Origin of the sequence: Moorena producens PAL-8-15-08-1, from assembly GCF_001767235.1 — a bacterium.
Lineage (GTDB): Bacteria > Cyanobacteriota > Cyanobacteriia > Cyanobacteriales > Coleofasciculaceae > Moorena > Moorena producens_A.
The window spans coordinates 643,874-657,739 of record NZ_CP017599.1; the positions used below are offsets into that span (position 1 = coordinate 643,874).

Consider the following 13,866-nt stretch of genomic DNA (forward strand, 5'->3'; position numbering starts at 1 on the left):
TTTAACTATTACCTAAAAGCATTACCAATCAGAAGACATGGTGACCAGTACTGAGGGGTCACTTTATTCAGGAGTCAAGAGCCAGGTAGAGTTGTGCTTGCTGTAGGGATTGAGTAAAGCGTGATTTTTTATGCGTGGAAGGGTTTTGTAAAAAGCATCCATCAGCACCTGGTTGCCTTGGGCATCAACCACCCAGACTGATACCACATTCGGGTTGATCCCTATTGACTTATCTGCCAACAGGTCTGCTAACCTATGTGTTTAAAGCAGATTAGGAATTTTTACCATTGTGAGTGCAAAGGGTTTGCCTGAAACCACTGCCTACGTCAGAATTACGCGGCACTGCTGGCAACAGGGCAAGATTGAAGGGGAAGTCCAAGCCGCAGACTATGAATGGGAGTTTCAATGGCATTTTCGGATAAGTCAGCTGTTAGTCACCCCCTCTCTAGGCCGTGCCTTGATTCAGGAACCCCTTGGCAGATTTTTAGAACAGTGGGATTACCAGCTCGAACCAGGAGGAAACTATGCTTTTACCATTCGAGCTGAACTCTAGCATGTCTCAATTCCGTGAGGTACTTTTTTTCTGGGGAGTAGGGAGTAGGGAGTAGGGAGTAGGGAGTAGGGAGTAGGGAGTAGGGAGTAGGGAGTAGGGAGTAGGGAGTAGGGAGTAGAGAATGGGGAGTAGGGAGTAGGGAGTAGGGAGTAGGGAGTAGAGAATGGGGAATGGGGAATGGGGAATGGGGAAAATTTGTACCTCATTACTCTGATAAATGCTATAGTCTCAGAAGGGATAATAGGGGAAAATTAGAAAAGGCTTGAGCATCCCGTCAATAGGTCATGCCCAAAGGAAGACGACGATATCCCTTTTAGCTTTTGCTTTTGATTATATAGCGCTCGATTAACAAAATTGCCACAATATCATCAATGGGTCGAGGAGGTTGGCGCATTCCTTGGGGGATAAGGCGTTGGAACCCTTTGGGAGGATACATTTGCCAGTAGCGTGGGCGAGCTTCTAAACTACTGTAGCGCTCATCTACCAGGACAATAGGTACTGATGCTGGTAATTCCTCCTGGATTTTCCGTTTCCATCTCTTGGCAGTAGTTTGGTCTCCCATCACAATGGTTTCAATGGGGAATTGTTGACACAGTTGCTGGAGTTTTGCGATCGCATTTCCTGAAGCCACTACCTCATGGGTTAGCACCTGACCTTCTTTCTCCATTACTGCTACACCACATTTATCTCGTCCTGGATCGAAGCCTAAAATCATCTCAAGTCACGGGTTATATCAATCTTTGTCAAAATTGCTAATCTGGCAACACAACTAGTACCCTACCCTACAAGTATAGTGATTGCCTAAATCCTGATTGGTATAAATCATGGGCGAAAGGAACCTTCAGACAACACCATTACACCAGATGAACCCAGAGAGTCGATTTTCTGAACTGGTGACAGATTATGCCAAATACCGACCCAGTTACCCAGCTGCAGCTATCGACAAGATTCTGGAAGGACTTGAGAACAGAGGGCAACTGCTAGCTGCGGATATTGGTGCAGGAACAGGAATTTCCTCTCGGCTACTAGCTCAACGGGGAGTGCGAGTTATTGCCATCGAACCCAATACTCAGATGAGAGAAGCTGCTAGCACCGATCCATTGGTTGAATTCCGGAATGGAACTGCTCAACAGACCAACTTACCTGATGCATCTATTGACTTAGTCGCTTGCTTTCAATCCTTCCATTGGTTTGATCCAGAGCCAAGTTTGCTAGAGTTTCGCCGTATCCTGAAGCCTACTGGAAAATTAGCTGTGGTATGGAATGACCGCAACCGTCAAGATGATTTTACCCAAGGCTATAGTCATCTAGTGCAAATCGCCTCCAATCATCATCCCGCCGAATCCCGTATGTGTTCGGTAGACCCCTTGCTAGCTAGTCCATTGTTTCCCAATGTCTATTCCTACACCTTTTCTTATCAGCAAGCGCTAGACAAAGATGGTCTGATTGGTCGTGCTATGAGCGTCTCCTATATCCCACGGGAAGGATTAGCGCACCAGAAACTTATCTCTGATTTGCAGGAATTGTACAACAGCTGGTGTGATGAAAAAGGTTTAGTTTACTTGACGTATCGTACCAAGGTTTACGTAGCTCAATCTCAGTGCTAATTCGTGATAAATAATTCTTAGTATAGCATTTATAATGCTGTCCTACTACTTAGTTAGTCTAGTTTAGTTCGTCCAATTTAAAATCATCAATATACAGCAGGAAGAAGCCTATAAAGATTGTCATTAGTGATCGCCAAAAAGGTTGAATAGGTATGTCCCAAAGCAACCCCCATATACCACACCAGGAAATTATGATGGCGATCAGAGTATACATAGTTGATAAGTTGGGATATTTGGTTTTGAAATGGTAGAAGAGCTTTTCCCTCGAATTCATTTCCTCGAAATCTTTTTCTATAGGAGTTTTTTTCATAACTACCAGCTCCTGCAAGGATAGGTCATCTATCCAGAGCATGAGCAGACCAAGCATTAACAAAGCAAAGTGACGCATAACCACTTTTAGAGCAAAATCAGGGGCAGGCTCATCGAGCAAATTGGTTCCTTGTGCCCATGAATCCGAGATGAGGACAACACCACTCCAGATGGCTATGATATTAATTGTTACATATAGAGCTTGGATGTTAGGGTATTTAGTCTTGAGGGTATCGAAGAACCTCTCGCGCAGACTACGGCGACTAAAGGGTTTTGGTTGGATATCTGAAATATCTGAAATACCTGATTGGATGGGTTTTTTAGGATCCATATTAAGTCTCCTTAAATTAGAACTGAAGGAAACTGATTTATTTTAATACACCTGTGGATTGACACAATAGGGTAATCGCTTACCTAAAAGTCCAGCAATGAGATTATTAGCATTGCTTAATAATGGTTTAATTTTGTAAAACTATATACCACAATTTTGAAAAAAAACTTTAAAAATCTCCCAATTTTAACCGGATTAACTGGGGATTTACCAAAATAAAATGATCTAAATTAATACTTCAATGTCTTGATGAAGCAGCTAAAAAAAATTCCTTGATTATCTACCCACAATACAAGTTATTTACCTCAAAGTCTGGATTTTTATCTACTTTGTCAAAAGTTAGTAACAAATACCAAAAAGCGATCGCTTACAGCTCCTAGCGATCGCTTTTTGATTACCCTTCTAATTATTATTGGGGTAATTCATAAATCAATCTAATGGAGCAGGTTAATTTCCAGAGCTGCATCAAAGCTCTGCTACATTGGGTTCAACAGCAGAGCCACAGTATTCGAGTCGGTCAATCTTTAATTCTCGCCCAGAGCGGATGTCTTCCATTGGTGATTTACATTTTGGGCAAGCGTATTGACTATCAATATTAGGCCGATAGTCTTGTTGACAGTTATGGCAAAAGGCAATTAATGGGGTTTCCTGAATCACCAGTTTCGCACCAGACAAAAAGGTGTTGGAAATTTGAGCTTTAAAGGCGAATTCCAAACTCACGGGTTCGACGCCACTGAACTGGCCTACTGTCAGATGCACACAGGAAATTTTGGGTCGCTCTGGCTGTGCTTGCCACCAATTGCGCAAGGTCACAATTAGTGCCTTAGTCATGTCAGTCTCATGCATTGTTGAAATCCACCTTCAAGTCCAATCTACTAGTTCCGGCTGCGCTTCTGGATGAATATAGGAGGGTTTTTCCTGGCGCGGCAGTTGACCGGATAGCACTAGGTGCGCCATTGTGTCACAGATGACGCGAGTTGCCATCAGGGCAGTGATGTCGCTGATGTCATAGGGCGGCGAGACTTCCACTACTTCCAAACCGCAAACAGGAGCCTGCTGAACAATCTTGCCCAGTAGATACAGAGCTTCCCTCGGCAGGAGTCCGCCCGGTTCGGGCCAGCCTGTACCAGGAACAAAACCAGCATCGATACAGTCAATATCGAAGCTGATATAAATGCAGTCGGTACCGTCTAGTGCCCGTTCGAGGGCAAACTCTACCGCTGCGTCTAATCCCATTTCAGTGATATCGGTTACTGTCAGGATATTACTTGCCCGCTCCCGGCAAACTTTGACTCCCTGGCGAGGTACTTGCCAACCGCCAATGCCCAGTTGCACTAAGTTCTTGGCTGGAGCATTCCTCATGTTAGTTGCATGAAACCAAGGGCAGGTGTGCATCCGCTCATCCAGGTCGGTTTCCTGGGTATCTACATGGCGATCAAAGTGGATAATGCCAACTTTCTTGTCCCCTAAGTGCCGACAAATACCCCGAACGGTAGGAAATCCGATGGAATGATCTCCTCCCAAAATGATTGGAAACGCTCCAGAGCTGAAGATGTGAGCAATGCCTCTAGAAATCTGGTCAAATGACTTTTCGTTGTTGGCTGGAATGGTAAAAATATCTCCCACGTCACAGAGGGTAATTTGCTCTCGCAGGTCAATCCCCAACTCAAAGTTGTAAGGGGTGTACAAGGCAGAAATGCGGCGAATGCCTTGGGGACCAAAGCGGGTTCCAGGGCGATAGGTGGTTCCCGAGTCGTGGGGAACCCCGACAATGGCTACATCGTATGACTCAACCTGGCGAACATCTTCGAGATAGGGCGCTTTGAGGAAGGTATTGATGCCAGCGTAGTGAGGTAGTTCACCACGGGAAAAGGTGGGAATAGTGCGATCGCTAATACTCTGTGCTGCTTCCAGCCCGTATTCGAGCCCCCTTGACACCTCCTGCTGCCATCCCGTCAATGGTAGTTGAGCTTCACGCTCCAGGGCACGTTCCGCCTCAGAAGAATTTGAACTGTTACTGCCTGGGCTTTCAAACAAGGGGTTTTCAGAAGAATTTTCAGTCATTTGCACTCCCGAGAAGTTTTCAAAACATCTTAATCAGCGACTTATAGCCTACATTCCGCAGGTTGGACATGAAAGCTATGGTATTTTTTAAACTTCTCACCGATAGGTTCGGAAATTATAAACCTACAGATTTCTTTTACCTAAGTTCGAGATCGTCACCCTTGGTTTAGGGGTGCAGGGGAGGCAAGGGAGCCAGGGGAAGTACGGGAAGCAATGATAAATTACAACGGTCTTACCCCCTACTGTTCTTCATCGAGTAGTTTGCAGACAGACCCTAGAAATCAAGGAAACTGATTTAATCTAATACACTTGTGGATTCACACAATAGGGTAATGGCTTACCCAAAAGTCCAGCAATAAGATTATTCACCGCCATCGTAGCCATTTGCGATCGCGTTTGGTAGGTTGCACTGCCAATGTGAGGGGTAATGATCAGATTATCCAAGGTCAACAACGGACTATCCATGGGAATAGGTTCTGGTTTAGTTACGTCCAGAGCAGCAGCAGCGATTTGACCATTGCTTAGAGCTTGGTACAATGCTTCTGGATCTACGATTGCTCCTCGTGCGGTGTTGATCAAGATAGCCGAGGATTTCATCAGCTCAAACTGGGGAGTACTAAATAGATGGTAGGTTTCTTCAGACAGAGCAGTGTGAATGGTAATAAAGTCTGATTCCCTTAGCAACACGTCGAATTCAGCATACTTTACACCAAGGGATTCTTCTAATTCTGAGTCCCGTCGATGCCGACTGTAATAAAGAATTTCCATATCAAACCCTCGCCCACGACGAGCAACAGCTTGACCAATGCGTCCAAAGCCAACAATTCCTAAAGTAGCACCGCTGATGTTTGGTCCTAGCAATAAAGTAGGTTCCCAAGTCTGCCAATGACCAGCACGTACAAATTTATCTGCTTCAATCACTCGCCGTGCTGTTGCCATTAGTAACGTCCAGGCTAAGTCAGCTGTAGCCTCAGTCAGAACACCAGGAGTATGACCAATGGGGATACCCCGGATGGTGGCAGCAGAGATATCAATGTTGTCGTAACCTACTGCTAATTGGCTGATTACCTTCAGGGATGGTGCAGCTTCGATGATTTGCTTGTCAATGGAATCTGTGAGTAGGCACAGTAAGCCATCGATTTCTTTAACTTTGTTGAGCAAGACCTCGTAGAGAGGCGGTTGACGCTCTGGCCAGATTTCCACATTGGCGATTTGGTGGAGTTGTTCGAGTCTGGTATCAGGAAGGCGGCGAGTTATGAAGACTTTGGGTTGAGACATGGGGTGGGTCAGTTGTTGTGGCTATAAAAACTTTCGTCTGCATCTCAAGGACTAGATTATAGAGTAGATTATCAAGGGGATTTTCAAGGGGAATTTGGTATGACTAGTTGCTTGTTCCACCTAACCATTCATAAAATCTTCAGGATTCATCCCCAGTTGTTTTAGTTGAGCTTTCAAAGCATCAAGGTTCTGTTCAGCTTCCGCAGCCCGTTGCTCAGCTTGAATAGCCCGTTGACGTTCTTGAGATGCTTCCAGTTCAGCTTGAATAGCCCGTTGACGTTCTTGAGCTGCTTCCAGCTCAGCCTGTTCAGTTCTTTCCTCTGGGGAGGGATACCGTTTCCCGTGAAGGTCATACCAATAAAGCCATTCCCGACTCCAATCCTGATAAGTTCCTAACTCTGTACCAATTCCCAAACCAATTTCTGGCATCCACACTGGATTCCCGCTTTGACGCACATACACCCCATCTACCAAGCGATGAACCTCAAAGGGCTCCCCTTTGCGTGGATAATAACTGTCGCCATCATAAATTACATAATATAGGAATCCTAATTCGGCATAGTCTAATTTTTTCTGGTCGTACTCGCCATTGTAGGTTTGAGAGACATTTTCGATGGCTAGAATTGGCACGGTGTTGTTTTCTTCCCAAAGCACATAACTTAAACGTCCTTGACGACCCTTGGGACGAATTTTGCGCCGGTCTACTCCTAAACTTAAGAAAGCGTCAGGAACTATCGCACTCTGGTTAGGGTGGTAATAGTAGCCCATATCAATTCCAAAAAACCAGTCATAGCGCTGTTGCCAGATTAAGGATAATATCCCTTTGAGCAAGTGGGGGATTAAATCTTGCAGTTCGTTATCCACAGGGGTGTTATCAGAAGAGGGTAACTCCTCGGAAGTAGGAAGATATTGTAACGGGTCATACTTTAGCATAGTGATTCCCCTTAGTTAGACCTGGCTGATTGCATTTTACCCAAACTAGAAACTAGAAGAACTAGAATTCCTCACACCAGACCTATGATCTTATAGGGTGAGGGTGCAAGTGAGGGCACAAGGGAAGCGTTACAAAAAGAACCCAAAAATTCCTAGAAATTCTGATATTTCCACTCTATATAATGATTGATTGGATTCCTTACCACTCAATGTGGGACGCAGAAGTATTTAACTTTAGATCAGGGAACTTCGGATGAACTAGTTTTAGATTAATTTGGTATCTTTAACTACAGTTTTTAGCCTCTTTATCACTCAAGGTGGGATGCAGAAGTGTTGAACTTTGGATCAGGGAACTTCCGAGCAAATAGTTTTAGATTAATTTGGTATCTTTAACTACAGTTTTTAGTATCTTTATCCTAATTTTTGCTCTGTTCACAACAAGGATAGACAGACATCAGCTAAAAAAGACTTGGACAATTTTCTGTCCAGAAAAAACGGTTACTTGAACCCAGTGCCGGATTAATCTGTAAACCATTAGTTGGAGGTGCAGCATTCATTCCCACCTAACTCTAGGAGTGTAGGTGTGTTATACTGCCGCAATTTTTCATGAAAATTCCCAAAATACTATCCCTATGTGCTGTATTTCTACTTAGTTTAGTCCTAGCTATTAGCTGCAACCAGTCACCAAACACCAAACCCTCAGATACCTCCCAAGCCGTTAAAGATTCTACTCCCATTGTTATGGGATACAGCAGTTGGCCTGGTTGGTGGCCGTGGTACATTGCGGAAAAAGAAGGTTTATTTGAAGCCAATGGCCTTAATGTACAACTAAAATGGTTTGATGGCTACCTGGAATCCATGGAAGCTTTAGCAGCAGGAAAACTGGATGCTAATTGCCAAACCCTTAATGATACGATATCTTTTGCTGCTGATGCTATTAATGGTGAAGTAGCGGTACTGGTCAATGATAACTCTGCTGGCAATGACAAAATTATTGTCACAGCAGAAATTAATTCCGTGAAAGATTTGAAAGGAAAAAAGGTAGCAATAGAAGAGGGAGTTGTAGATGACTTCTTGCTTAGCTTAGCCCTAGAAGAAGAGGGAATGTCCAGAAAAGATGTGGAAATTGTACCCTTAGAAACTGGGGCAGCAGCAGCAGCATTTGCAGCAGGTAAAGTAGATGCCGTGGGTGCATTTCCTCCCTTTTGGCTCACTGCCCTAAAACGAAAGGGAAGTAAAGAATTAATTAGTTCCAAAGCATTTCCTGGGGCAATCCCTGACTTACTTGTAGTGACTCAAAAGCTGATTGATGAACGTCCTGATCAAGTTCAAGGTCTAGTGAATACTTGGTTTGATATCCTGGAGTTTATCAAAAATAATCCCAAGAAAGCCGATGAACTGCTGGCGGAACGCGCTAATGTTAGTGTTGAAGAATTCCAACAGTTTAAAGAAGGAACTCGAATATTTACCTTGGAAGAAAACTTAGAGGCATTTAGCCCTGGGGATACCATGAAGCATATGCCGTTTGCCGCTAAAAAAATGTCTCAGTTTATGCTGGATGTGGGATTTATTCAAAAAGTTCCTGATTTAGATAAGATACTTGATGACCAGTTTGTAAAAGCTTATGCTGCAGGTCGTTCTTAGTCATTAATAAGCTATCGAATTAAACCGGTGCGTTACAATTCGTTAACGCACCCACCACATTTATTAGACTCTTTAATGAATAGTTTCCAGACCAATAGAACTCTAAAGCCCACCGTTTTTTGGCGCATTGCTGAGGATATTCCCAAATCCTTAAACTGGATCTTAATTATCCTATCAGTTACTATTCCGTTTGTTGTTTGGTGGCTCATATCAAGTTTTGCTGGCCTTGATTCCGTCTTCCTCCCGTCACCGATTGACGTGGGGAAAGCCGTTATCCGTTTGTGGCAACAAGGCTTTCTTATTCAAGATACTATTGCTAGCATTCTCAGGGTTTTTGCTGGCTTTCTGTTAGCAGCAATTATTTCCATTCCCTTGGGCATTTCCATGGGAGCATTTGCTAGTATCCGAGGGTTAACAGAACCAATAATTGGTATTGTTCGCTATATGCCAGCTCCGGCATTTATCCCTCTATTCATTATCTATCTAGGTATTGATGAAGCACCAAAAATTGCACTGATTTTAATTGGTACTGTCTTTTTCAATACCTTAATGATTATGGATGCAGTAAAGTTTGTTCCCAAGGATTTAATTGAAAGCACCTACACTTTGGGAGGACTAAGAAGACAAGTCCTATTAGAGGTTATTACTCCCTATGTGATTCCCAATATTATTGATGCCTTCCGAGTTAACATGGCAGCATCTTGGAATTTAGTGATTGTAGCAGAATTGGTGGCAGCAAAAGTGGGACTAGGTAAACGAATTTTGCTAGCACAAAAATTTCTAAAAACTGATGAAATATTTGCTTGCTTGATTATTCTAGGATTAATCGGATTTGCCATTGATTTATCCTTACGATTGCTGCTCAGACTGACCTGTAAATGGGCGATTGATTAGATTTTTTTTGAAGGTTAACAATTAATGGTTGACTGTTGACGGTAAACTATCAGCTAATGCGCTACGCGCACGCTACTTGAGGTGCTAATGCTTACCTAATCACAAGCAAAAGGGAAAAGGCTTGCAGGAAAATTTAGAATTGCAATACCTAATACCCAATACTCCTAATACCCAATACTCCTAATACCCAATACTCAATACCCAATACCGAATTACCAATATCAGTAATAATAAAAAACCATGCACTTAGAAATTTCCCACCTTTACAAACAATTTCCCACGAAACAAGGTACTATCGTTGCCCTAAAGGATATTAATATGCATGTTGAGACGGGGGAATTGGTCTGTGCTGTGGGTGCATCTGGTTCGGGTAAGTCTACCCTGTTGCGTCTGATAGCTGGTTTAGATATGCCTACAGCTGGAGAAATTACGGTTGATGGTTTGACGGTGACTGGACCTAGTTCAGAGCGAGGGATGGTTTTCCAACGATATACCCTATACCCTTGGATGAATGTGATCCATAATGTGGAGTTTGGCTTAAAGCTGCAAGGTATCCCAAAGCAAAAACGCCGAGAACAGGCTGCTTATTATTTAGATGTGGTAGGGCTGTCTGGATTTGCTAAGTCCTATCCGAAAGAATTATCTGGGGGCATGAAACAACGGGTTGCGATCGCAAGAGCTCTAGCCTGTCATCCTAAAATCCTGCTGATGGATGAACCCTTTGGTGCACTGGATGTACAAACTAAGGAAACCATGCAACAGTTTTTGCTTGAGGTTTGGCAGCGGACGGGTTGCACTATATTAATGATTACCCATGATGTAGAAGAGGCAGTGTTTTTGTCTCAAAGGATTTATGTGTTGACAGCACGACCTGGTACAATCCAACGGGAATTGCGGATTGAGTTAGAGGGTGAGCGCACTTATAAAATTAAGCGTAATCCCGAATTCCATCGCTACACTGAGGAAATTATGGATTTGCTGCGGGATAGGCCAGACAAATTGACATACTCCCGCCGCCAAATCAGAGATTATGGCGGGGGATTCTCACAAAGTGATTCCTGGTTCAGCGAGACAACTTATTGAATCAGGTTTCCCCTCATCAACAGCGGTTGAACTCTCCCCAAGCGTTCCCGGTTTCCCAGCAGTTTCCCAGTGCCCCTGGGTACTCTCTTGGTGCGCGTTCACCCTTCTCGGGGAACCCGTGCGGGGTCGCACCGCTGTTATACTCAACACCTAGAATATTCATCCCCTTCTTTAAAATATTGAGAGCAGCATTAGTATCACGACAGATTTCTGTGTGACAACGTTGACATTGATGAGTTCTAGTGCTGAGAGATTTCTTCACTCGATGACCACAATTTGAGCAATCTTGAGATGTGTAGTTAGGTGCAACAGCTATCACTGTCTTATCCCAAACTTTTCCAAAGTAGTCTAACCATTGAGTTAATTGATACCAACTCGCATCAGAAATCGACTTAGCTAAATGATGGTTCTTGACCAGATTTTTAATTTTCAGGTCTTCATAGACAACCACATCGTTAGAGTGGACTACGCACCGGGCTAACTTAACCGCCCAGTCTTTACGCTGTCTTTGAACCTTCAGATGAGCTAACCCAAGTCTAATTCTGGCTTTGTGGTAGTTGTTTGATTGAGGTTTATTACCTTTCACAAACTTTCTAGATAATCTCCGCTGTAGCTTTTTAATTCTCTTTTCAGCTCGCCTGAGATACTTGGGATATATAGCAGCATTGTCATTTTGGTCTTTGTAGAAATACTTCAAACCTAAATCGATACCGATCACATTTCCGGTATAATTCCCTTTCTCTTTACGGTTAGCATCAAAACAGAATTGAGCATAATAACCGTCAACCCTTCTCACTACTCGCACCCGATTAATTTTAAGCCTAAACAAGTCCTCTCTTGTCTCATGGTTACAAAACAATGAGAACCGACCTGCCTGAAATCCATCGGTGAAGTTAATAGTTAAACAGTCCTCTGACAGTTTCCAGCCTGTGGTTTTATACTCAACCGAACGAGAGTGTTTTTTGAACTGAGGATAACCCTTTTTATTAGCACCCTCTCTACAACGACGATAGAAACTAGAGATAGAATTCCAAGCCCTTTCTGCTGATGCCTGACGTGCCATTGAGTTTAATTTCTTAACCCAAGGATACTCTTGAGCATGTGCAAGTTCTTTGCATAGCAGAGACAGACGACCTTTGTTGACTAATGGTTCGTCTCTCCATAATCTGACTGCTTTATTTCTAACAAATTGAGCAGTTCTTATGGCTTCATCTAAGGCTTGGTATTGGGCTAGGGACCCGTTTAACAGTTTAGCTTCTCTAACTATCATTCATACCATGTTACCACAAGCGATATCGGATAAACATGATTCCTGCATTATTTTTTTATTGGTCGGAATTCATGAGGGGCTGTCTGCGGAATTCACTTCCGCAGTTTATACGCCCCGTCTCACCGCCAAATCGGAGATTATGGCGGGAGCCTTCTTCCGACATTTAGGTAAGTCGGGATGTAAGCTCAGTGCTGAGTCTTTAGTGCTTAGTGGCTAAGTGAGTCAGTGGTGAGCAGATCCAAATAGCTTGAAAGAGATTTTTATCGAAGGAAGCCAGGGGAATTAATATTAATTAATTTCTTGGTGTTAACAGTTAACATTAAACCATCAACCGTTAACCATCAACCCTGAAGAAAAAAAACATCAACTCATACAAAACAAACCTAACTGCAAATGCGATCGCAAACACTAGCCCTTCATTATAGAAAGTATGAAATGTGTGTGAATCGTAGGCCATGACTATCTAATGGGGTGCATCTTTACTTAAACTTTGACTTAAGCTTTGACTTAAGCTTTGACTTAAGCTTTTCTAATTAATTTTCAGAACTAAACCCATCAATGGCCTCAATCAATTTATCAATTTCATCCGGCTGGGTGAAGTAGTGAACACAGGCACGCACACAGTCTGGGTCCCGGAGATTTCGTAGCAAAAAGCCTTGCTGCTCCAGAAACTCTACTAACCTGTTATGGCGCTTGCCATTAGTCAACACAAAGGACACCAGACCAGCTTTGGGAGGTGAAGTAGCCAAACACCTGACTGCTTCCAACTTGGATAAGCCTTGCCATAGGTATTCACTCAATTGACAAATTTGCTGATAACGTTCATCAGCAGTTCCCCATTGCTGATGAATTGCGATCGCACTACGTAATCCTCCATACAGGGGATAAGCCGAGGTAGCCACTTCAAATCTTTTTCCATCTGGTTGCCAATCCACAGGTTTCCCAGCTTTATCCAGAATAATCCCCCGCCAACCAATAAATGTGGGATTGAGGCTGCCCAAGGCATCTGGACTCACATAGAGACCTCCAACTCCTGCTGGGCCACACCACCACTTGTGACCGGTAAAGGCATAGAAATCTGCCTCCAGTTCGGTTAGATTTAAGGGCAAAGAACCTACTGACTGAGCTGCATCCACTAGAACCCTCACCAATTGGCTACTCTGATCGTAGTTGTGACAGACTTGAGTAATATCCTTGAGTGGCAATACTTGACCGGTATTCCACAGTAAATGACTTAATACCACTAATCGCGTCTGAGGTCGTAAGTATTGCTCAATAGTTTTAGTAGGGTCTCCCTGATTTAGAGTTGCCATAATTGGACAAGTAGATACCTCTACCTGATAGCGACGGGAAATTTCCTGGGCAGTAGCGATAATGCCTTGGTGTTCACAATCACTCATCAGGATGTGATCACCCGGTTGCCAATCAATCCCCCACATCGCAATATTGCAGCCAACGGTAACATTTTCGGTTAGGGTGATGGTGTCTGGTGATGTCCCCAACTCTGATGCGATCGCACTTCTAGTTTTGTGGGATTCCTCGGTAACCCAGTCATTGACTTTACCAGAGAATGGGCCATAGCGCTGCACATACTCATAGCCTTGTTGGATAGCATTTAGAGATACCAGAGGCAGAGTCCCTTTGGCCCCAAAATTGAAATAGGCTTTGTGGGCTAATGCCGGAAATTGCTGTCGGTGGATTTCCCGTGGAGTTGCTGTAGGAGATATACCAGTCATCAGAATTTTAGTCATTCCCGTGGTATTATATCTTATCAGCCCCGTGGACAAGCTAAAATTTTTTGGATATATTGAACTAAGACATATGTCTTAATTTAAAGAGCGCAAATTCAGTGCATTTCTACAGCGCTGCTTGAGCTTGTCAAGTGCATATGTATAAATTT

Annotated in this window: 15 protein-coding genes; 5 read left to right on the forward strand and 10 right to left on the reverse strand. The window is 43.5% G+C overall.

Translation table 11 applies throughout. The annotated features are described in order from the left end of the window. Positions 1-63: 63 nt before the first annotated feature. The gene (locus BJP34_RS42115; RefSeq protein WP_158516952.1) at positions 64-207 is read right to left on the reverse strand and encodes a hypothetical protein; all 144 of its coding nucleotides are present in this window, start codon (positions 205-207) and stop codon (positions 64-66) included. A gap of 82 nt (positions 208-289) precedes the next feature. Here BJP34_RS42115 and BJP34_RS02640 point away from each other — a divergent pair, with 82 nt between their 5' ends. Then, complete coding sequence (locus BJP34_RS02640; protein ID WP_070390996.1) at positions 290-553, forward strand: DUF3146 family protein; 264 nt, start codon at positions 290-292, stop codon at positions 551-553. On the opposite strand, the gene BJP34_RS35875 is transcribed toward BJP34_RS02640, so the two are convergent. Both BJP34_RS35875 and BJP34_RS02645 read right to left on the reverse strand, forming a co-directional pair. Continuing rightward, complete coding sequence (locus BJP34_RS35875; protein ID WP_193431307.1) at positions 550-759, reverse strand: hypothetical protein; 210 nt, start codon at positions 757-759, stop codon at positions 550-552. The two genes, BJP34_RS02640 and BJP34_RS35875, sit on opposite strands and share 4 nt — an antisense overlap. 107 nt (positions 760-866) lie before the next feature. Beyond that, entirely contained in the window at positions 867-1,268 is a 402-nt protein-coding gene (locus tag BJP34_RS02645; RefSeq protein WP_070390997.1) for a pre-16S rRNA-processing nuclease YqgF, read from the reverse strand. A 109-nt stretch (positions 1,269-1,377) separates the two neighbouring features. Between BJP34_RS02645 and BJP34_RS02650 the strand changes: the two genes are divergently transcribed. Next, positions 1,378-2,160, forward strand: a complete 783-nt coding sequence (locus tag BJP34_RS02650) for a class I SAM-dependent methyltransferase (protein WP_070390998.1) — start codon at positions 1,378-1,380, stop codon at positions 2,158-2,160. A 58-nt stretch (positions 2,161-2,218) separates the two neighbouring features. Here the strand turns inward: BJP34_RS02650 and BJP34_RS02655 are convergent, their stop codons facing one another. From BJP34_RS02655 to BJP34_RS02675, 5 genes are all read right to left on the reverse strand, one after another. Beyond that, complete coding sequence (locus BJP34_RS02655; RefSeq protein WP_070390999.1) at positions 2,219-2,800, reverse strand: hypothetical protein; 582 nt, start codon at positions 2,798-2,800, stop codon at positions 2,219-2,221. Positions 2,801-3,265: 465 nt separating this feature from the next. Continuing rightward, positions 3,266-3,646, reverse strand: a complete 381-nt coding sequence (gene hypA, locus BJP34_RS02660) for a hydrogenase maturation nickel metallochaperone HypA (RefSeq protein WP_070391000.1) — start codon at positions 3,644-3,646, stop codon at positions 3,266-3,268. 15 nt (positions 3,647-3,661) lie between these two features. Next, the gene (locus BJP34_RS02665; RefSeq protein ID WP_070391001.1) at positions 3,662-4,864 is read right to left on the reverse strand and encodes an agmatinase family protein; all 1,203 of its coding nucleotides are present in this window, start codon (positions 4,862-4,864) and stop codon (positions 3,662-3,664) included. Between the two features lie 300 nt (positions 4,865-5,164). Further along, the gene (locus tag BJP34_RS02670; protein WP_070391002.1) at positions 5,165-6,142 is read right to left on the reverse strand and encodes a 2-hydroxyacid dehydrogenase; all 978 of its coding nucleotides are present in this window, start codon (positions 6,140-6,142) and stop codon (positions 5,165-5,167) included. A 120-nt stretch (positions 6,143-6,262) separates the two neighbouring features. Continuing rightward, a complete protein-coding gene (locus BJP34_RS02675; RefSeq protein WP_070391003.1) occupies positions 6,263-7,075 on the reverse strand; it encodes a Uma2 family endonuclease in 813 nt (270 codons plus the stop codon). 606 nt (positions 7,076-7,681) lie between these two features. On the opposite strand from BJP34_RS02675, the gene BJP34_RS02680 reads away from it, so the two are divergent. The 3 genes from BJP34_RS02680 to BJP34_RS02690 all read left to right on the forward strand — a co-directional run bounded on the left by BJP34_RS02680 (position 7,682) and on the right by BJP34_RS02690 (position 10,696). Then, positions 7,682-8,719 (forward strand): ABC transporter substrate-binding protein, encoded by a 1,038-nt coding sequence (locus BJP34_RS02680; protein ID WP_070391004.1) that lies wholly within the window; start codon positions 7,682-7,684, stop codon positions 8,717-8,719. A 75-nt stretch (positions 8,720-8,794) separates the two neighbouring features. After that, positions 8,795-9,613, forward strand: coding sequence for an ABC transporter permease (locus tag BJP34_RS02685; protein ID WP_070391005.1), 819 nt, complete (start codon positions 8,795-8,797; stop codon positions 9,611-9,613). 240 nt (positions 9,614-9,853) lie between these two features. Next, positions 9,854-10,696, forward strand: coding sequence for an ABC transporter ATP-binding protein (locus BJP34_RS02690; protein ID WP_083304959.1), 843 nt, complete (start codon positions 9,854-9,856; stop codon positions 10,694-10,696). Positions 10,697-10,712: 16 nt separating this feature from the next. On the opposite strand, the gene BJP34_RS02695 is transcribed toward BJP34_RS02690, so the two are convergent. Both BJP34_RS02695 and BJP34_RS02700 read right to left on the reverse strand, forming a co-directional pair. Continuing rightward, positions 10,713-11,966, reverse strand: coding sequence for an RNA-guided endonuclease InsQ/TnpB family protein (locus BJP34_RS02695; RefSeq protein ID WP_229424214.1), 1,254 nt, complete (start codon positions 11,964-11,966; stop codon positions 10,713-10,715). 533 nt (positions 11,967-12,499) lie between these two features. Further along, the gene (locus BJP34_RS02700) at positions 12,500-13,717 is read right to left on the reverse strand and encodes an aminotransferase class V-fold PLP-dependent enzyme (RefSeq protein ID WP_324611011.1); all 1,218 of its coding nucleotides are present in this window, start codon (positions 13,715-13,717) and stop codon (positions 12,500-12,502) included. Between the last annotated feature and the right edge of the window lie 149 nt (positions 13,718-13,866).